The organism is Rhizobium sp. 01N48, from assembly GCF_056399145.1.
On the sequence record NZ_JBFTQT010000015.1, the window covers coordinates 16,115 to 34,733 of the forward strand.

At 60.8% G+C, this 18,619-nt stretch carries 17 protein-coding genes; 8 read left to right on the plus strand and 9 right to left on the minus strand.

What is annotated here, in order from left to right; all coding sequences use genetic code 11:
* Positions 1-26: 26 nt before the first annotated feature.
* A complete protein-coding gene (mmsB, locus tag AC1DOG_RS22375; protein WP_477931135.1) occupies positions 27-902 on the plus strand; it encodes a 3-hydroxyisobutyrate dehydrogenase in 876 nt (291 codons plus the stop codon).
* A gap of 8 nt (positions 903-910) precedes the next feature.
* Here mmsB and guaD read toward each other — a convergent pair whose 3' ends face one another.
* Both guaD and gcvA read right to left on the minus strand, forming a co-directional pair.
* Positions 911-2,278: a guanine deaminase gene (gene guaD / locus AC1DOG_RS22380; protein ID WP_477931137.1), complete on the minus strand. Its 1,368-nt coding sequence runs from the start codon at positions 2,276-2,278 to the stop codon at positions 911-913.
* Positions 2,279-2,443: 165 nt separating this feature from the next.
* The gene (gene gcvA / locus AC1DOG_RS22385; protein ID WP_112822618.1) at positions 2,444-3,343 is read right to left on the minus strand and encodes a transcriptional regulator GcvA; all 900 of its coding nucleotides are present in this window, start codon (positions 3,341-3,343) and stop codon (positions 2,444-2,446) included.
* Between the two features lie 128 nt (positions 3,344-3,471).
* Here gcvA and AC1DOG_RS22390 point away from each other — a divergent pair, with 128 nt between their 5' ends.
* The 4 genes from AC1DOG_RS22390 (at position 3,472) to AC1DOG_RS22405 (ending at position 7,554) form a co-directional block, all read left to right on the plus strand.
* Positions 3,472-4,176: an SDR family oxidoreductase gene (locus AC1DOG_RS22390; protein WP_477931140.1), complete on the plus strand. Its 705-nt coding sequence runs from the start codon at positions 3,472-3,474 to the stop codon at positions 4,174-4,176.
* Between the two features lie 187 nt (positions 4,177-4,363).
* A complete protein-coding gene (gene ahpC / locus AC1DOG_RS22395; RefSeq protein WP_018901244.1) occupies positions 4,364-4,927 on the plus strand; it encodes an alkyl hydroperoxide reductase subunit C in 564 nt (187 codons plus the stop codon).
* Between the two features lie 106 nt (positions 4,928-5,033).
* Positions 5,034-6,614, plus strand: a complete 1,581-nt coding sequence (ahpF, locus tag AC1DOG_RS22400) for an alkyl hydroperoxide reductase subunit F (RefSeq protein ID WP_477931142.1) — start codon at positions 5,034-5,036, stop codon at positions 6,612-6,614.
* Positions 6,615-6,636: 22 nt separating this feature from the next.
* On the plus strand, positions 6,637-7,554 hold the full coding sequence (locus AC1DOG_RS22405; RefSeq protein WP_477931144.1) for a LysR substrate-binding domain-containing protein: 918 nt from the start codon (positions 6,637-6,639) through the stop codon (positions 7,552-7,554).
* A 7-nt stretch (positions 7,555-7,561) separates the two neighbouring features.
* Here the strand turns inward: AC1DOG_RS22405 and AC1DOG_RS22410 are convergent, their stop codons facing one another.
* The 7 genes from AC1DOG_RS22410 to AC1DOG_RS22440 form a co-directional block, all read right to left on the minus strand.
* Positions 7,562-8,089 (minus strand): hypothetical protein, encoded by a 528-nt coding sequence (locus tag AC1DOG_RS22410; RefSeq protein ID WP_477931146.1) that lies wholly within the window; start codon positions 8,087-8,089, stop codon positions 7,562-7,564.
* 445 nt (positions 8,090-8,534) lie between these two features.
* Complete coding sequence (gene gabD / locus AC1DOG_RS22415; RefSeq protein ID WP_477931148.1) at positions 8,535-9,989, minus strand: NADP-dependent succinate-semialdehyde dehydrogenase; 1,455 nt, start codon at positions 9,987-9,989, stop codon at positions 8,535-8,537.
* A gap of 215 nt (positions 9,990-10,204) precedes the next feature.
* Positions 10,205-10,951, minus strand: coding sequence for a ThuA domain-containing protein (locus tag AC1DOG_RS22420; protein ID WP_477931150.1), 747 nt, complete (start codon positions 10,949-10,951; stop codon positions 10,205-10,207).
* A 25-nt stretch (positions 10,952-10,976) separates the two neighbouring features.
* Positions 10,977-12,062 carry an ABC transporter ATP-binding protein gene (locus AC1DOG_RS22425; RefSeq protein WP_477931152.1) on the minus strand — a complete coding sequence of 362 codons (1,086 nt, stop codon included), beginning with the start codon at positions 12,060-12,062 and terminating at the stop codon, positions 10,977-10,979.
* Positions 12,063-12,083: 21 nt separating this feature from the next.
* Complete coding sequence (locus AC1DOG_RS22430; protein ID WP_477931154.1) at positions 12,084-12,995, minus strand: carbohydrate ABC transporter permease; 912 nt, start codon at positions 12,993-12,995, stop codon at positions 12,084-12,086.
* A 1-nt stretch (position 12,996) separates the two neighbouring features.
* Positions 12,997-13,884 (minus strand): carbohydrate ABC transporter permease, encoded by an 888-nt coding sequence (locus AC1DOG_RS22435; protein ID WP_113011077.1) that lies wholly within the window; start codon positions 13,882-13,884, stop codon positions 12,997-12,999.
* Between the two features lie 85 nt (positions 13,885-13,969).
* Complete coding sequence (locus tag AC1DOG_RS22440; protein WP_112944031.1) at positions 13,970-15,262, minus strand: extracellular solute-binding protein; 1,293 nt, start codon at positions 15,260-15,262, stop codon at positions 13,970-13,972.
* Positions 15,263-15,459: 197 nt separating this feature from the next.
* Here AC1DOG_RS22440 and AC1DOG_RS22445 point away from each other — a divergent pair, with 197 nt between their 5' ends.
* The 3 genes from AC1DOG_RS22445 to AC1DOG_RS22455 all read left to right on the plus strand — a co-directional run bounded on the left by AC1DOG_RS22445 (position 15,460) and on the right by AC1DOG_RS22455 (position 18,545).
* Positions 15,460-16,464 (plus strand): Gfo/Idh/MocA family protein, encoded by a 1,005-nt coding sequence (locus AC1DOG_RS22445; protein ID WP_477931156.1) that lies wholly within the window; start codon positions 15,460-15,462, stop codon positions 16,462-16,464.
* A 19-nt stretch (positions 16,465-16,483) separates the two neighbouring features.
* On the plus strand, positions 16,484-17,473 hold the full coding sequence (locus AC1DOG_RS22450; RefSeq protein ID WP_112822638.1) for a LacI family DNA-binding transcriptional regulator: 990 nt from the start codon (positions 16,484-16,486) through the stop codon (positions 17,471-17,473).
* A gap of 124 nt (positions 17,474-17,597) precedes the next feature.
* Entirely contained in the window at positions 17,598-18,545 is a 948-nt protein-coding gene (locus tag AC1DOG_RS22455; protein ID WP_113011074.1) for a lytic transglycosylase domain-containing protein, read from the plus strand.
* Positions 18,546-18,619: the final 74 nt, after the last annotated feature.

Sequence of the window (18,619 nt, forward strand, 5' to 3'; positions counted from 1 at the left end):
GATCGTCTCGACGATGGGAGCAAGACATGGCAAAAATCGCATTTATCGGCCTCGGCAATATGGGTGGGCCGATGGCGGCAAATCTGGTCAAGGCGGGGCACGCGGTTGCCGGGTTCGACCTCGTGGCGGCATTGCGTGAGGCCGCCGAGGCGACCGGCGTGCAGTCTGCGAGCCATATTTCCATGGCCGTGAGCGGTGCCGATGTTGTTGTCACCATGCTCCCGCAAGGCAGGCACGTGCTGACGGCGTGGGCGGATATTCTAACGGCAATTCCCTCGAGAACGCTTCTTGTCGATTGCTCGACAATTGATGTCGACAGTGCGCGCAAGGCGCATGATATGGCAAAAGCGGCCGATTGCCCATCGCTCGATGCACCGGTCTCCGGCGGAACGAGCGGTGCGGCGGCCGGAACGCTGACCTTCATGGCGGGAGGAACGCCGGAGAGCTTCGCAAGGGCCAAACCCATACTCGAAGCGATGGGCAAGAAGATCGTCCATTGCGGAGAGGCAGGCGCGGGGCAGGCGGCGAAAATCTGCAACAACATGATACTGGGCATATCGATGATTGGCGTCTGCGAGGCTTTTGCATTGGGCGAAAAGCTTGGCCTCTCGCACCAGGCCTTGTTCGATGTCGCCTCGACGTCATCGGGCCAATGTTGGTCGATCAATACATACTGCCCGGTTCCCGGCCCGGTACCGACGTCGCCCGCCAACAACGATTACAAGCCGGGCTTCGCGGCCGCCTTGATGCTCAAGGACCTCCGCCTGTCGCAGGAGGCGGCGCTCGCGACGGGCGCCTCGACGCCGCTTGGCGCCGAAGCTGCGCAATTGTTCGCTCTCTTCGAAAAGCGGGGCAATGGCGGCCGTGACTTCTCGGCGATCATCGAGATGTTGCGCGGCTGACGCCTTTCTTACGGCAAGCGCAGGTTCGTGCCGCCGACCCAGGCGGCTGCGATATTGGGTTTCGAGGCGGTGTTGATGATCTTCTGCAGGATCTGCTCGCCGCTATCGAATTCGTCAAACAGGCGCACCGATCCCTTCGGCGCCTTGGTGTCGACAACGATCGCATCGAAGAGATAGCCGGGCTTGAACTGGCCGATCGGCAGATCGAGTGCCACGCCACCGCCTGCCGTTGCGATATAGAAAGCGTCGCGAAAATCGATCTGTGCCGGCCCGTAGCTGGCGCGCGACTCGGCATCGCGCTTGGGATCGACACCGCTCTCAAGAGCGCGCGACATCAGGATCGCGCCGCGGCAGTTCTCAAGCATCGAAGCGCTCGGTCCGCCGGATATATCCGTGCCGAGACCGATGTGCATCCCTTTGTCGAGGGCGGCCTTGAGCGGGAAGACGGCGTTGGCAAAGTAAACGTTGGAGAGCGGGCAGTGGGCGACAGCAGCTTCGCGCTCCCGCACCTTGTCCATGTCGTAATCCGTCAGGAAGTTGGCGTGTGCCAGAACCGTGCGGCGGCCGAGCAGGCCGAAGCGATCGAGCGCCTCGGTATCGGTCACGCCGTAGCGGGACAACACATAGCCATGCGCCCAGTCGCTCTCCGAACAGTGGGTCTGCACGTGGCAGCCGCACTCTTTCGCCAGAGCACCCAGCCCCTCGAGCGTCGCGTCGGTGCAGGATGGCACGAAGCGTGGCGTGATGACAGGAAGTACTTTCTTTTCAACGTTATCAGGATGATTGGTGATGTAATCAATCAGTGCGCGCGTGCCTTCAATGGCTTCGTCCGGCGAGGCATCGCGGTAGTAATCTGGGCATTCTTCGGCGTTGTCCATCGCCACTTTGCCGATCAGCGCGCGCTGGCCCTTCTCCAGACATATGTCCGCAAGCGATCGCGTCGCATCCTGGTGCACGGTGGCGAAATAGAGCGCCGTGGTCGTGCCGTTTGCGAGGAGGTCGTCGACGAGCAGGCCGTAGCTGCGCTTTGCGAAGGCAAGATCTTCGTAGCGGGCTTCCAGTGGGAAGGTATATTTCTGCAGCCATACCTCGAGCGGCACATCGAGCGCGCTGCCAAGCTGGGGATATTGCGGCGCATGGACGTGAAGATCGACGAAACCTGGAAGGAGATAAGAGCCTACAGGCAGCGTGACCAGTTCGCCGCCTTCCTCGCGCGCCTCGCGAATGGTCCGGTAGTTCGGATCGCTTGGGCGATGCATGGCGGCAATCGTGCCATCCGCGCCGATATCGATCAGCACCTCGTCCAGGATATCGATCTTTCCGCGCTCCGGAGCGTGAAATCCGGAGGCGCAGAGCGTTTTATTCCGCAAGTCCAATGCTGCATTCCAATTCAATCAATGCGTCAGTATCCGCGCACGTATGCACGAATTTAAATCTATAGCGAATGGCGACGGGGTCCATCGCTGGAGCCCTGCGTTTTTACGGTGGCTGCCGTGCAATGATGGGACGCTCGCCCATCCGGCCAGCTGTCGCCGTGATTATCAGGCGCGAACGGACCGGCCGGCATGCTGGAGCAACCAGGCCCTGACTTTGGCGACGGATTGGGCTTGCCTCGGCCTGCGGAGCGAGACCACGTAAAAATCCGCCTGAGCTCGCATCGTTTGCGCAAAAGCCGGCACCAGCCGCCCGGCGGCGATATCCTCGTTGACGAAGACCCCGCTTGCCAGCGCGATGCCCTGGCCGGCAAGCGCCGCCTCGATAGCATGGGATGTCTGGTTGAAGCGAACGCCCTTCGAGGCGGCGACCGGCCTTTCACCCGCGATCGTGGCGATGAACTCGGGCCATTGATTGTGGGTGTCGTGGAGCAGCACGAAACGCGCGAGATCGGCGGGGTCAAGGCGACCGGTGGGCGGCATCAGCGCGGGGCTGCATACCGGGACAAGCTCCTGCTCGAACAGCAGATCGGCCTCCAGCGAGGCTGGAAACGGTGGTCGCGCCAACCGGACCGCGATATCCACATCATCCGATTGGAAGTTCGCGACACGTTCGCTGGCGAGAATGCGCATATCGAGATCCGGGTGCGCTGCTAGGAAATCCGGTAGCCTCGGAATCAGCCATTTTGATGCGAAAGTCGGCGTGACGCTGATCGTCAACCGCAACGGCTCCGGCCGCAACGTCGCGGTTGCGTCGGAGATCAGTTCGAAGGCACGCCGGATGCTCTCGGCATAACCGCGTCCGGCCTCGGTCAAGGCAAGCTTGCGGGGGAGGCGCTCGAAGAGAGCGAGGTTTAACTCCTTCTCCAGGCCACGGACCTGCTGCGCGACAGCTGCCTGCGTGACGCCCAGCTCCTCGGCTGCGGCGCGAAAGTTGAGATGACGGGCGGCGACCTCGAAGGCGCGCAAGCCATTCAGCGGCGGAAGGCGGAAAAGCGGGTCGTTCATTCGATAGATTTTCTACTGGTTCACGCCAACCGAATTGGCTCGAAGCTATGTTATCATGATGGTATCATCATGCACTGAAGCTGAAAACACGCGCGATGCGCAAGAGAAGCGACGAAAGGGTGGGTATCATGACAGTAGAAAAAGTGGCCCTGGTAACGGCGGGCGGCAGCGGCATGGGGGCGGATGCCGCCATGCGTCTGGCGGCCGATGGCTTCAAGCTCGCCATCCTCTCGTCCTCGGGTAAGGGTGAGGCGCTGGCCAAGGAACTCGGCGGCGTCGGCGTCACGGGGTCGAACCAGTCGAATGACGATATCAAGCGCCTTGTCGATCTCGCCATGCAGGCCTGGGGCCGCATCGATGTGCTCGTCAACAGCGCCGGACACGGCCCGCGCGCGCCGATCCTGGATATCACCGATGAGGATTGGCACAAGGGCATGGACGTCTACCTGATGAACGTCATCCGCCCAACCCGGATCGTGACGCCGGTCATGCAGGCGCAGAAGTCTGGCGCAATCGTCAACATCTCGACCGCCTGGGCCTTCGAACCGACAGCGATGTTTCCAACATCAGCGGTCTTCCGCGCCGGTCTCGCCTCATTCACCAAGATCTTCGCCGACACCTACGCGGCGGATAATATCCGCATGAACAACGTGCTTCCGGGTTGGATCGACAGCCTGCCGGCAACCGAGGAGCGCCGCGAATCGGTACCGATGAAGCGCTATGGCACAAGCGAAGAGATCGCGGCGACCGTGGCGTTTCTGGCGTCGGAAGGTGCCGGATACATCACCGGGCAGAATATCAAGGTGGACGGCGGACTCGGCCGATCGGTGTGATCGAAACCGCTGACGTTGCGGGAACAAGCGGCTTCTGACGGCCGCTTGCTAAACGACATCGGTGGAGGATTGATAGCGAAAAGCTATCAAAATATTTTTCTTTATCTATTTCATTTATCGCCGACCCCTGTTTATGTTGCGGCGCGAAAGCGGGTTTTCGCTTCGCAGCAATTCTACAGGAGCCTTCATGTCCCTTATCAACACATCCATTAAGCCCTTCAAGGCGCAAGCCTTCAAGCAGGGCAAATTCATTGAAGTGACCGATGCCGACACCAAGGGCAAGTGGGCGGTATTCTTCTTCTATCCGGCTGACTTTACTTTCGTTTGCCCGACGGAACTCGGCGATGTCGCCGATCACTATGCCGAACTGCAGCGCCTTGACGTCGAGGTCTATTCGGTCTCGACCGACACGCATTTCACCCACAAGGCCTGGCACGACAGCTCCGAGACCATTGGCAAGATCCAGTATACGATGATCGGCGACCCGACCGGCACGATCAGCCGCAACTTCGAAGTCATGCGCGAATCCGAAGGCCTTGCCGACCGCGGCACCTTCGTTGTCGATCCCGATGGCGTCATCCAGGCTATGGAAGTCACCGCAGAAGGTATCGGCCGCAACGCTGTCGACCTGCTGCGTCGCATCAAGGCTGCGCAGTATGTGCGCGCGCATCCGGGTGAAGTTTGCCCGGCCAAGTGGGAAGAGGGCGAAAAGACGCTCGCTCCGTCGCTGCACCTCGTCGGCAAGATCTGACGTTCAAATAATAGGCCGCCTTCCGGTCCAGACGGTAAGGCGGCACCCAATACCATATTCAGCGCCTTAAACGCGGCGCGGCCATCCATTTTTAGCGGAGTGTCCCATGCTCGACGACAATCTGAAATCCCAGTTGAAGGGCTATCTGGAACGGGTCGTTCGCCCGATCGCGATCACCGCTTCGGTCAATGACAGCGCCAAGTCGAAAGAGATGTCGGAGCTTCTCGCCGAACTGGTCGCTCTTTCCGACAAGATTTCGGTCGTGGAAATGCGTGATGACGGCGAGCGTGCACCATCCTTCGCGCTGACCAGCCCGGGCCACGACATCAACCTGCGCTTCGCCGGCATTCCGATGGGCCATGAGTTTACCTCGCTTGTGCTCGCTCTGCTGCAGGTCGGCGGTCATCCGCCGCGCACCGAGCAGGCAATCATCGATCAGATCAAGGATCTCGACGGCGATTTCCTTTTCGAGACTTATTTCTCGCTCACCTGCCAGAATTGCCCCGACGTCGTGCAGGCACTGAACCTGATGGCCGTGCTGAACCCGCGCGTGAAGCATGTGGCGATCGATGGCGGCGTGTTCCCGGCCGAAGTTCAAAGCCGCCAGGTCATGTCTGTGCCGACGGTCTATCTCAACGGCCAGCTGTTCGGTCAGGGCCGAATGGAAGTCGAGGAGATCGTCTCCAAGCTCGACACCAACTCGGCTGCGCGTGCCGCCGAGAAGCTGAATGGCCGCGAAACTTACGACGTGCTCGTCATCGGCGGCGGTCCGGCCGGCGCTGCGGCGGCCATCTACGCCGCGCGCAAGGGCATCCGCACCGGCGTTGCCGCCGGGCGCTTTGGCGGTCAGGTTCTCGATACGATGGCGATCGAGAACTTCATCTCGGTGCAGCATACCGAAGGACCACAGTTTGCGGCTTCGCTGGAAGCGCATGTGAAGCAATATGACGTTGATATCATGAACCTGCAGCGCGCCGAGAAGCTTGTTCCCGGCAAGGACATGATCGCGGTCGAGCTCGCCAATGGCGCGACGCTGCGCTCGAAGACGGTGATCCTGTCGACCGGCGCCCGCTGGCGGCAGATGGGCGTTCCCGGCGAAGACCAGTATCGCAACAAGGGCGTTGCCTATTGCCCGCATTGCGACGGTCCGCTGTTCAAGGGCAAGCGCGTTGCCGTCATCGGCGGTGGCAATTCCGGCGTCGAGGCGGCGATCGACCTTGCCAACATCGTCAGCCACGTGACGCTGATCGAGTTCGACAACAAGCTGCGTGCCGATGACGTCCTGCAGCGCAAGCTGCGCAGCCTTCCCAACGTCGATATCCTGCTTTCCGCCAAGACGACGGAAGTGCTGGGCAATGGCCAGAAGGTGACCGGGCTCGTCTACGAAAACCGCATTGCCGGTCAGCGCCACACGCTCGATCTGGAAGGCATCTTCGTCCAGATCGGCCTGCTTCCGAACACCGAATGGCTGAAGGGCGCCATCGAACTGTCGCCACGTGGCGAGATCATTGTCGATCACCACGGACAGACCTCGGTTCCCGGTGTCTTTGCCGCCGGCGATTGCACCACAGTGCCTTACAAGCAGATCGTGATTGCGCTCGGCGAGGGCGCGAAGGCGTCGCTTGCAGCCTTCGACCATCTGATCCGCACGTCTAGCCCGGACGAGGATGCGGTGAAGGCGGCTTGAGGCTGATCGACACGGTTCTGAAATGACGCTTCGCGAGCTGGAATACCTGATTGCCTTGGCGGACCACCGGCATTTTGGCCGGGCCGCCGAAGCGTGCCTGGTCAGCCAGCCGACACTCTCCATGCAGATCCGGAAACTGGAGGAGACCCTTGGCGCTCTGCTGATCGAGCGCACGCCGCGCACGGTCATGTTGACACCGTTCGGCGAGGATACCGTCAAGCGGGCAAGGCGCATCATGCAGGAGGTTGCCGAGATCAGGTCATCGGCCTTGCGCAGCCTCAATCCGGAGGTGGGCACCCTGCGTCTCGGCATCTTCCCGACGCTCGCTCCCTATTTCCTGCCGCATGCGGTGCCGCGCATCCACAGGCAGTTCCCGCGGCTGGAGACGCTGCTGATCGAGGAAAAGAGCGATGCACTCCTGGCGCGCCTTAAAAGCGGCAATCTCGATGCCGCGATCCTCGCTCTTCCCGTCAATGACGACCAACTTAAAGCCGAGTTTCTCTTCGAGGAAGACTTTCTGCTCGCCGTTCCCGACATGCATCCGCTCGCAAGGCGGCAGTCCCTGGTGCTCAGGGACCTCGATCGCTACGACCTCATGTTGCTGGAAGAGGGGCACTGCCTGCGCGACCAGGCGCTCGATGTGTGCCGCTTGTCGGGTGCAAGCGAGCGCACCTCGTTTCGCGCCACTAGCCTGGAGACACTGCGCCAGATGGTCGGCGCCAATGTGGGGATCACGCTTCTGCCGGAGCTCGCCGCGCTGTATCCGGCGTCGGGCGACATAAGGCTGCTGCGTTTCGAAGGCATATCGCCGAACAGGCGGATCGGCATGTGCTGGCGCAAGGGTTCGGCGATGGGCACTTTTCTGGAAAATATCGCCGGTCGCCTGCGCGACGTTGCCCAGGAGCTGCTTGCCGACATCCGACCAAAGCCGACCGCCTAAGGCGCCGTTAATTCCATTCCCACAGTAGCTTGGTCGAGAACGGCCGTGTGCCGATTAGGAGTTCGGGTTGCGTCAGCTTGGCCTCGAAGATCGCTGCATCCGCGTCACCATTCAGCCCGACGAACAGCATTTTCATCGAAGCGCCGCGCGGCTGGCCCTTCTTCCGGTAGGCGAATTGCACTGCACAGGTCGGATATTCCCATCCCGCCGTCAGCGTCTGCGCGAACGCTTCCTCGGCGAGCCCGTTTGCCCGGCCCGTCGACGCCAGGAACTGGCCTAGTCCGAAGAAGCCGGAAAACACCCGGTAGGCCGTCTCCTGCGACATCTGCGTGCCTTGGCCGCTTGTCGTGTCGCGACGGTAGAAAAGGCTGTCCACCTGGCCCTGCTTACGGCTCATCGCGTAGCTGATCAGGTTTTTCTGGGCGAGCAGCTCCATCGTCAGATCGTAGGTCTGATAGCTGCCGGGGTCGGTATGCAGACCGTCGATACGTGCCTTCAGGTCGACAACATAGTCACGATAAAATGCGGCGCTCATCGGCGTTTCCTCATGTTTTCCGGCGCGTGGTAGCAGAAAACGCGGAGATTCCAAGGGGGCCGGCAGCCGGCGCGGCAAGGGTAGCATCTCGCAGATCTGCGACAGAAGCTGCGCGTCACGCGCATAGCGCATAGCTGTTCTGCAGAATTATGCCTATGATTTGAGCGTGCTTGCTGTATAAACAAATCATCGAAGCGATGCACCTCCTCCCGCAGAGCTTCGAGTTGCAGGTGGCCTTATCCTCCTCCCAAGGGTACCTGCGGGAATGACAGCATTCCTCCTCCCAGCTGTCGTTCGGTTAAATTCGAAAAGYCTGTCGCACCTCCTCCCGCGGCAGGCTTTTTCGATTCTGACCCACGCGTTCTTCAGCTTTCAGTTTTCCGGATTAAACGGTTGCGCCAGCGCGCAACCCGTCAGGCTTGCGCGCCTTTCGCTCGGCCAGGTGTCAGCTGATGCCGCCGAGGCAGACATATTTGATCTCGGTGAACTCCTCGATACCGTACCGCGAGCCTTCGCGGCCGAGACCTGAGAGCTTGACGCCACCGAACGGCGCTTCCGCCGTCGAGATCAGGCCCGTATTCACGCCGACCATCCCATATTCCAGCGCCTCGGCAACGCGGAACACACGCGCGAGGTCCTTGGCGTAGAAATAGGAAGCGAGGCCGAATTCGGTGTCGTTGGCCTGTTCGATCACATCCGCCTCGTCTTTGAAGCGGAAGAGGGGAGCAAGCGGGCCGAATGTCTCTTCGCGCGCGACTGCCATATCCTTCGTGACGTTGGCGAGAACGGTGGCCTCGTAGAAAGTGCCGCCAAGCGCATGCGGCTTGCCACCCTGGATGATGTTGGCACCCTTCGCCAGCGCGTCAGCCACATGCTCCTCAACTTTCTCGAGCGCCGGCTTGTCGATCAACGGACCGAGGATCACGCCTTCATCGAAGCCATTGCCGGTCTTCAGTTTGCCGACGGCATCCGCGAGCTTCTTCGAGAAGGCGTCGTAAACGCCGTCCTGCACATAGAGCCTGTTGGCGCAGACGCAGGTCTGACCGTTGTTGCGAAACTTCGCGATCAGAGCACCCTCGACGGCTGCGTCGAGATCGGCATCGTCGAAGACGATGAACGGCGCATTGCCGCCGAGCTCGAGCCCGAGTTTCTTGATCGTCGGCGCGCTCTGCTTGTAGAGTTCGGCGCCGATTTCGGTCGATCCAGTAAAGGTAAGCTTGCGCACGGTCGGGTTCGACGTCATCTCCGCGCCGATCGCGGCGGCGGAGCCTGTTAGCACCGAGAAAAGCCCGGCCGGCAGGCCGGCGCGCTCGGCAAGCACGGCAATCGCGATTGCCGAGAACGGCGTCTGCGATGCCGGCTTCAGCACCATGGCACAGCCTGCCGCAAACGCCGGGCCGGCCTTGCGGGTGATCATCGCATTGGGGAAATTCCAGGGCGTGATCGCCGCGACCACGCCGATCGGCTGCTTCATGACCATGATGCGCTTGTCTGGCTGGTGGCCCGGTATCAGGTCGCCATAAATGCGCCGCGCTTCCTCCGCAAACCATTCGATAAAGCTCGCACCGTAGACGATCTCGCCGGTGGCTTCGGCAAGCGGCTTGCCTTGCTCAAGCGTCAGGATTCGCCCGAGGTCGTCCTTGTTCTCGATCATCAGATCGAACCACTTCCGCAGGATGCCGGCGCGTTCCTTAGCGGTGCGGGCAGCCCAGCCCTTCTGCGCGACGCGCGCGGCCTCGATCGCCGCCTTCGTCTCGGCGCCGCCCAGCTTGGGCACGCGGCCGATGATCTCTCCGGTGGCCGGATTGTTGACCTCGATCGCATTGGCGGGATCGGCATCGATCCAATTTCCGCCAACAAGAGCGGCCTGGCGAAAAAGGGAAGGGTCTTTCAGCTGCATCGCATTCATCCTGTTTGACAAGTTGCCCGCATTGACGCCGGCACTGATCGCCTCAGCGTCTTTCTGGTGCGAAGGATAAACTGGTGTCCCGGCCGGCAAGATCAAATTGGCCGAATTGCCCAGGACTTGCAACTGGAGCCGTTAGTGGCTTTTTCAGTGCCGGAAGCGGCGTGACCGTGGGCCACGCCGGTGTTCAACGGACAAAACGGCGGAGCTCAGGCTTTCTTGGAAGGGCGACCGTGCAGCGGCTCGGCGCGGTGCCAGTTCTCCAAAATGCGGCCGTCGGTGTGGTTCTGCTTTGCCCAGCGGATCCCGTTCGAGATGACCTTGTGAATGGTCTTGTCGTGATAGATCGGGTAGGTCTCATGCCCCGGGCTGAAGAAGAAGATCCGTCCCCGGCCGCGTTGGAAGGTGCAGCCGCTGCGAAACACCTCGCCACCCGAGTACCAAGAAATGAATACCAGCTCATCGGGCTGCGGGATGTCGAAGGGCTCGCCGTACATCTCCGATGCATTCACCTCGAAATAGGGCGGCAGTCCCTCCGCGATCGGGTGAGACGGGTTGACCACCCAAACACGCTCAAGATCGCCCTCCGGCGTTTCGCGCCAGGAGAGGTTGGCGTTCGTGCCCATCAGCCGGCGGAAGAGCTTGGAGTGGTGCCCTGAATGCAGAACGAGCAAGCCCATCCCCTTCAGAACGCGCTGCTGGATAYGGTCGATCAGCCCGTCACTGACGTCGTCATGCGCCATATGGCCCCACCAGAGCAAGACGTCGGTCTCGTTGAGTACCTGGTCGGGCAGGCCTTCATCGGGATCATCGAGCGTGCCTCGACGAATCTCGAAATCCGAATGTGCAATGCCTGCCGCAATTGCACCATCGATGCGATCAGGATAGATCTCCTGAACCTCCTTGTGCAATTGCTCGTGGCGTCCCTCGTTCCAGATTGTGACCTTGATCGTCATGATGTCCTCGATGTTATCAACGTGATTAGGATGATTGAGCCGAGCGGATGACGCGCCCGGTGGTGTCGAACAGGTGGCAGGCGGTGCCGTCTGCTGTCAGTGAAACGCGGTCGCCGGGGCGTACCGCGACATCGCCTTCGGCGCGGACGACGATCGGCTGTTTTTCAGAGCCGACGGTCATGTAGGTCTCGACGCCCAGGCGCTCGACGATGACGACGTCGACCGTGAAATTTCCCTGGCCCTCGGGTGCGATCTTGAAATGCTCGGGCCGGATGCCGAGCGTGGCGGCACCCTCGGGCACCGTTCCGGCTCCATCCGGCAGGTTGAGCGTCAATCCGATCGGGCTTTGCACGCGCAACGCGCCGGCCTGCGGCTTGCTGATCGTCACGGGAACGGTGTTCATGCGCGGCGAGCCGATGAAGGTGGCGACGAACTCGTTGTCGGGCTTGTGGTAAAGGTCCATCGGTACGCCCTGCTGGGCGACAAGCCCCTTGTTCAGTACGACGATGCGGTCGGCCATGGTCATGGCCTCGACCTGATCGTGGGTGACGTAAACGACGGTCGCCTTCAATTCGCGGTGCAAGCGCTGCAACTCGGCACGCATCTGTACACGAAGCGCCGAATCGAGGTTCGACAGCGGTTCATCGAACAGGATCAGCGACGGCTTCTTGATGATGGCTCGACCGATCGCGACGCGCTGTCTTTGACCGCCTGACAGTGCGGCGGGGCGGCGATCGAGATAATCAGTCAGTTGCAGGATTTCGGCGACGCCTTCGACCTGCTTGCGGATTTCGGTTTCCGGCACTTTTTTCAGGCTGAGCGAGAAGCCGATGTTCTGCGCCACGGTCATATGCGGATAAAGCGCGTAGGACTGAAACACCATGGCGATGCCGCGTTTGTCCGGCGGCACGTCATTGATACGCTTGCCGTTCAGGATGAGGTCGCCGTCATCGATGCCTTCCAGCCCGGCGATCATCCGCAAAAGGGTCGACTTTCCGCAACCCGAAGGCCCGACGAATACGGCGAACTCACCGTCCTCGACGGTGATGTCGACGCCCTTGATGACCTCCAGGGCGCCATAGAATTTGCGAACGTTCTTGAGATTGATCATCTGTAAAACTCTTTCTGGATATCAGCCTTTGACGCCGCCCGAAAAGGTCTGGACGAGGAAGCGCCGCGCGAAGCCGAAGGCGATCACAGCCGGCAGGAGGTAGATGAAAGCGAGGGCGGCGAGCAGGCCGTAATCGATCTCGTTGATGCGCAGGAAAGCGCGAAAGAGGCCGAGGGGAAGCGTTTGCAGTTCCGGTGACGAGAGGAAGATCAGCGGCAGCAGGAAATCGCCCCATGCCGACATGAAGGCAAACAACCCGGCTGCGGCCAGCCCCGGCAGCGCCAGCGGGATCAGGACGCGGCGGATGCGCTGCGTCATCGTTGCGCCATCCATCAGCGCTGCTTCTTCATAGTCGCGCGGAAGGCCGTCAAAAAAGGTTTTCATGATCCACAGCGCCAGCGGCAGCTGCATGGTCGCAAGCACCAGGATCAGGCCGAGGTAACCGTCGATAAAGCCCGTCCAGCGCATGATCGGCCGCGCGTATTCGCCGAAGATCGGCCGCAGGATCGCGCCCTCGGCATTGTTGAGCGTCAGCAGGAACTTGTAGAGCGGCACCACAAGTGCTGTCGGCGGCAAGACGCGGATCAGAAGGATCGCGTAGAGAAACGGCAGCTTCCACCAGGCCCGCGTGCGCGACAAGGCGTAGCCGCCGAGGCCGGCCAGCACCATGACCAGTATCGTTGCGGAGCCGACGACAAAGAGCGAATTGAATAGCCACTTCGCCCCGTCCTCCTTGGTGAAGACACGCAGATAGTTGTCGAGCGTCCATTGTTCCGGCCAGCGGAGAAACAGCTGGGCATTGCCATCGAGCGAGGCGAAAAGAACCCAGAGAAACGGTACGGCGCAGAAGATCGAGATCAGCGACAGCGTGGCGTAGGCGAGCAGATCCGATCGGGTCTTGTTGGCGTTTTCTGTCGGGGAAAGCACTGCCATGTCAGACCTCCACCTTCATTGCCCGCACGTATGCGATGCCGAGGATCAGCGAGATCACCAGAGTGACGACCGCGACCGCGGCGCCGTAGCCGAGCTGGAAGGCAGTGAAGGACTGGTTGTAGATGTAGATGCTGATGACTTCGGTCGCACCACCAGGGCCGCCGCGCGTCAGCGCATAGACAAGACCGAAGACCGCGATCGTCGAGACGGCGGAAATAAGCATGTAGAGAAGGATCGTCGGCATCATCAGGGGAAGCGTGATGCGGCGGAACATCTGCGATGGCGTGGCGCCGTCCATGCGGGCAGCCTCGTAGATTTCGCTCGGAATGGTGCTGAGGCCCGCAGTCAAGAGGATCATCGCGGTGGCGATGCCGCGCCATGTGTTGACGACGATGATCATCGTCAGCGGGAAGACCTGGAGCCAGTCGGTGGGTGTCACGCCGAAGAAGCTCACGATGCGGCTGAGCGTTGCGTTCTCGCCGCCGGCCAGCATCGAAATCCACATGAAGCCGGCAACGACCTCGGGTGCCGCGTTGGGCAGCAGGATCATCGAGGAGAATATCTGGCGGAAAAGGATCTGCCGGCGCAGCGCAATGGCTGAAATCAGGCCGAGTACGAACTGGCCGATCACCGCCGAGCCGACCACGAAAAAGAACGTCACAATGAGCGCGTTCCAGAATTTCGCGTCATTCAGCAGGCGCATGTAGTTGCGAATGCCCACGAAGCGCGGACGCAGCGCTGCGGCGCCGGTGAGAGCTTCGTTGGTGAAGCTCAGATAGACGGAGTAAAGCGCGGGATAGATCACGAAGGCCAGAAGCAGGACCAGCGACGGCAGCAGGATCACGAGGAGCTGCCGCTCGACGCGTCGTTCGTGAGAATTGAGGACCATGAAGCTCGCAACCTTGTCTGATGATCGCAGACGCGGCCAGCGGGCCGCGCCTGCAGTCTTGGGCGGAAGTTGAAGGGCTTGAGGCTTATTTCACCACGTCGTCGCCGAGCGTTTCCTTGACGTAATCGACAAGGATCTTCTGGGCACCGGCGGCGTCCGTCTCCTTGCGCAGCAGCGCTTCGGTTGCCCGTGCCACGCCTTCGGCGATGGTGCCGAAGCCGGACGCCTGCTTCAGGAAGACGCCGTTGCCGGCCGCGGCGTGGATCGGAACGAGTTCCGTCAGCTTCTGGAACTCGGCGCTCTTAGCCGCATCCTTGCTTGCCGGAATATTGCCGATGCGCGCGGCGTAGGAGACCTGCGTGTCGACCGAACCGATCTCAAGCAGCGCCTTCGTCGCCAGCTCGACGTTCGCGGACTTCGCGTTAACGGCCCACGGAGCAGCAAGGTTCGCGAGCACATACTGGCCGCCCGTCTGGCCAGGAACTGTCCAGGTGCCGACGATCTTTGTCACCTCTGGGATCGGGTTCTTGCTCTCGCGGCCCCAATCGAAGATGTAGCACCAGGAACCGCACGTAGTTGCCGCAAGCTTGCCCTCAGGGAACATCTGGTACTTGGGAATGACCCACGGCTCTGGGCCGAGCAGCGGCTGGGTCGGCATCAGATCCTTGTCGATGAGCTCCTTGTAGACGCCGAAGACGTCCTTGATGCCTTCGCCACTGAGATCGAGTTTTCCATCGGCGTCGACCAGCTGCGGCGTCTTGGAGCCGACGAGCAGATGCTGGAAGCCTTCATCGAAAGCGCCGCTACCCCAGGACACGCCGGCCGGGAAGAGCAGGCCGTAGGCGCCTGTCTTCGCCTTCACTTCATCGGCGCGATCCAGCAGTTCCTGCCAGGTCTTCGGTTGCTCGGTCGAAATGCCGGCTTTCTCGAGCACATCCTTGCGGAAGTAGATTTCCTGAATGCCAAGCATGAACGGCATGACGTAGGTTTCGCCATCGGGGCTCACGGCCAGCTGCTTTGCGACGTCATAGAAATTCGCGTAGCCGTCCCAGGCGGTGATCTCCTTGGTTACAGGGGCGAGGTATCCGGCTTCGACCATATCGGCCACAGCCGCCGTCGACGGGATCGAGAACAGATCCGGCGCGTTGCCGGCGCCAAGCTCGGTGAGCAGCTTCGTCAGGTAATCCTTGTCGGGCGCCGGGTATTCGACGACCTCGACGGTCACTCCGTATTTCTTTTCGATCGCCTCGACCGTCGACTTCATGGCGTCGATGCCGGCCTGGCCGTGATTTGCAATTCGGATTGTTTCGGCATGCGCCAGCGTCGAGACCGCGCTGAGCAAAATGGCGCACAGGCCACCAATGACCGTCTTCTTCAACGGAAGTCCTCCCTTTTTGATTGGCGGCGCCCTCCAGCACCGTTCGAAAAATGTACACGCATTCCTCAATGAGGCAAGACGGATTTCCGAAAGAATTTACAAGTTCATATAATGCATTGATTTAACGCATTAAAATAGAACTTGCGCCGAGTTTTCCGTTTGTGTAATCGTGTACACAATCATGTGGGAGGAGTTTCATGACACAGAAGTTGCGGCTTGGCGTGATCGGCGCAGGCCTGAAGGCGGCTGAATATGCGGCGAGCTGGGCGGCCATGCCGGAGATCGAGTTCGTAGCGCTTGCTGATACGACCGCTTCGTCGCGCCAGCGCCTGATCGACGTGTGCATCGCGGCTGGAGCGCCGGCGCCGAAGAGCTTCGAGGACTACCGCGAGATGCTCGCGAAATGCCGCGATGCGCTCGACATCGTCTATATCTCCACCCCGCACGCCTTTCACGGCGAACAGGCGGCGGCCGTCGTCGAAGCCGGCATCGATCTCTTCCTTGAAAAGCCGATGGTCACGACTGTTGCCGAGGCTGAGACGCTGATCGCGGCGCAGAAGAAAAGTGGCGTCACTGTTGTTACTGCTTTCCAGGGCGGCCTCTCGCCGCTGGTGATTGACACGCGCAAGCGCGCGCTCGCTGGAGAGTTCGGCGAGCTTATCGCGATTTCGGGCATGATCTGGGAAAGCTGGGCGGGCAACTATGCAGGTCACTGGAAACAGGAGCCGGAAATCTCGGGCGGCGGCTTCATGTTCGACACCGGCGCACACATGATGAATACCGTCTGCCTGCTGGCCAATTCCGACTTCGCCAGTGTATCGGCCTATATGAACAAGCATGGCCGCAAGGTCGATATTGCCACCGCCGTTTCCGCCCGCTTGAAGAACGGCGCCATGGCGACATTGACGGCCGCAGGCGAGGGGCCTCCTGGCTGCGCCTCCTACATCACCTTCTTCTATTCGAAGGCGATCGTGCGGATCGATGCCTGGGGCGGCTGGCGCGAGATCAGCGTCGGTCGGGCCAACGAGCCGCGCGAAGAGGCCGAAATTCTCGGAAACCCGATGAAGAACTTCCTCGCCATTCGCGCTGGTGAGATGGAAAACACCGGCTCCGTTGAAATGGGTCTGCGTTTCGCTAGGCTGTGGGATGCAATCAAGGAATCGGCGGCAGGCGACGGCATGCCCGTCCGGCCAGCGGAATAGACGTATCGGGACACGAGACATGAACAAGCGGCGGATCACCTCGAAGGAACTGGCAAAGCTCGCCGGGGTATCCTCCGCCACCATTTCCCGCGCCTTTTCGCCCGATTCCAGGATCGGCAGCGCCACGCGCGATCGAATTTTGTCCGTCGCGCGCGAACACGGCTATCAGCCGAACGCGATTGCCCGTTCGCTGAACAATCAACGATCGAGGTTGGTCGCCCTTGTCGTCAATGCCATTGGCAATCCTTGCGAGGCCGAAGAGCAGCAATTGCTGGTCCACAGGTTGCAGGCGCGCCAGCTGCTGCCGATCATCCTGTGCTGTGCAGATCACGACGATCGCCTGCAACTGATGCGGTTGGCATCCACCTATCAGGTGGATCATGTCGTCGTTTTCTCGGACATGGTGTCGATGCAGGACGCGGTCGATATCTTTCATACGACCAAGCCGATCATCGTCTCGTTCGAACCCTTGGACAACGAAAACGTCTCAAATATTCGCATCGATGGCGCGGCTGCGGCTGACGAGATCATCGAGAAGATTGTCAATGACGGCAAGAAACGCTTTGCCTACCTCTCCGGCACCAAATCCAGCTGGATCGACAAGCTTCGACGCAAATGGTTCGCGGATGCGCTCGCCAGGCGCGGGCTGGCCATCGAGGCCGAAGCCTTTGGCGACTACACCTATGATTCCGGCTTCAAGGAAGCGGTGCTTTTGCTGCATCGCTCGAAGGTCGATGCCATCATTTGCGGCAACGACGTGATGGCGATCGGCGCGCGCGATGCCGCGCGGCGCATGCTCGGCAAGAACACCCCTGATGATATCGCCATCGTCGGCCAGGATGGGATTGCAATGGCTGCGTGGGATTGCAACGACCTGACGACGCTAAGCCTCGACCATGTCGCCTTCATCGATGCGGTTGTCGAGCTCATCGAACGTCACGATGCCGATTTGCCGGGGCCGCACAGCATAACGCTGACCTGCAATGCCCGCTGGGGATCCACCGCCTGACACCATCCGCTCGGCGCCAGGAGGTCGCTGTCTTAGCGACATCTTGACTACGGGGTCCAAACGAAATGGTATGCTTGCCAGACATCATCCAATGGCGGCGCCGCCAGCGTGGCGCCGAGAGCAAATGATCGTGATCAGGCGGCGCAGCATCTTTCTATTCGTGTCGTGGGGTTTGCGCCTCTCTCTTTGCATGACACTGATTGGCCCGGCCGGCGCTGCTGAGACCATCGAAGCTCAGCCGGAGGCAGCCTGCCTCTACACACGCTCGATGACGGGCTCGGCGGAGACGCTTTGCATTCGCAAGGACAGCTTCAACCGCGACCTCTGCGGTGCGATCGAACGGACCGCGAGCGAACATGACCTGCCGCCGGATTTCTTCGCCAGGCTGATTTGGCGCGAGAGCCGGTTCAGGCCGGACGCGTTGAGCTATAAGGGCGCGCAGGGAATAGCGCAGTTCATGCCGGGTACCGCCAAGCTGCGCGGGCTGCAGGACAGTTACGATGTTCTGGAAGCCTTGCAAAAATCGGCCGAATATCTTGATGAGCTCAGGGATCGCTTCGGCAATCTCGGCCTTGCGGCCGCTGCCTACAATGCCGGCGAAAACGGTCTATCGAACTTTCTCAATGGCGGCGGCCTGCCGACGGAGACCCGCAGTTATGTGATGGCGATTACGGCGCATAGCGTCGAGGAGTGGAAGTCCTCGGCACCCGACAAGGCGGCTGGTCCCCTGGCAGAGGATCAGCCCTTTATCGAAAGCTGCGTGGCGCTTGCCGATCGCCGCAAGATGGCCGATCCGGTCTGGCGGCCGGAGGGAAACTGGGCGCCTTGGGGCGTGCAGATCGCGGCCAGCGCCGACCCCGATGTTGCCCGTCGCCTTTTCTTTGCGGCGATTGCACGGTTTCCGGCACCTCTCGATCAGGAGCAGCCTCTTATCCTGCGGCAGCGTGACCGCAGCTTCGGTTTCCGACCGCGCTACGTGACCCGCATTGCGCGGCAGACAAGGGGGGAGGCTAACGAGGTCTGCAGACAGATCCGCAAGACCAACCAGATCTGCCTGATATTCAAGAATTGAATATCGGGGTTCCGGCACCCCGTTCGAGAACCGAGACGTTGTATTCAATGGCTATCCAAAACGGCCTTGCATCG

Bases quoted from the DNA above. Each gene is read 5' to 3' on its own strand.
- mmsB (WP_477931135.1), top strand. From the start codon at position 27: ATGGCAAAAATCGCATTTATCGGCCTCGGCAATATGGGTGGGCCGATG.
- gcvA (WP_112822618.1), bottom strand. From the start codon at position 3,343: ATGAACGACCCGCTTTTCCGCCTTCCGCCGCTGAATGGCTTGCGCGCC.
- AC1DOG_RS22390 (WP_477931140.1), top strand. From the start codon at position 3,472: ATGACAGTAGAAAAAGTGGCCCTGGTAACGGCGGGCGGCAGCGGCATG.
- ahpC (WP_018901244.1), top strand. From the start codon at position 4,364: ATGTCCCTTATCAACACATCCATTAAGCCCTTCAAGGCGCAAGCCTTC.
- ahpF (WP_477931142.1), top strand. From the start codon at position 5,034: ATGCTCGACGACAATCTGAAATCCCAGTTGAAGGGCTATCTGGAACGG.
- AC1DOG_RS22405 (WP_477931144.1), top strand. From the start codon at position 6,637: ATGACGCTTCGCGAGCTGGAATACCTGATTGCCTTGGCGGACCACCGG.
- AC1DOG_RS22410 (WP_477931146.1), bottom strand. From the start codon at position 8,089: ATGAGCGCCGCATTTTATCGTGACTATGTTGTCGACCTGAAGGCACGT.
- gabD (WP_477931148.1), bottom strand. From the start codon at position 9,989: ATGCAGCTGAAAGACCCTTCCCTTTTTCGCCAGGCCGCTCTTGTTGGC.
- AC1DOG_RS22425 (WP_477931152.1), bottom strand. From the start codon at position 12,062: ATGATCAATCTCAAGAACGTTCGCAAATTCTATGGCGCCCTGGAGGTC.
- AC1DOG_RS22430 (WP_477931154.1), bottom strand. From the start codon at position 12,995: ATGGCAGTGCTTTCCCCGACAGAAAACGCCAACAAGACCCGATCGGAT.
- AC1DOG_RS22435 (WP_113011077.1), bottom strand. From the start codon at position 13,884: ATGGTCCTCAATTCTCACGAACGACGCGTCGAGCGGCAGCTCCTCGTG.
- AC1DOG_RS22445 (WP_477931156.1), top strand. From the start codon at position 15,460: ATGACACAGAAGTTGCGGCTTGGCGTGATCGGCGCAGGCCTGAAGGCG.
- AC1DOG_RS22450 (WP_112822638.1), top strand. From the start codon at position 16,484: ATGAACAAGCGGCGGATCACCTCGAAGGAACTGGCAAAGCTCGCCGGG.
- AC1DOG_RS22455 (WP_113011074.1), top strand. From the start codon at position 17,598: ATGATCGTGATCAGGCGGCGCAGCATCTTTCTATTCGTGTCGTGGGGT.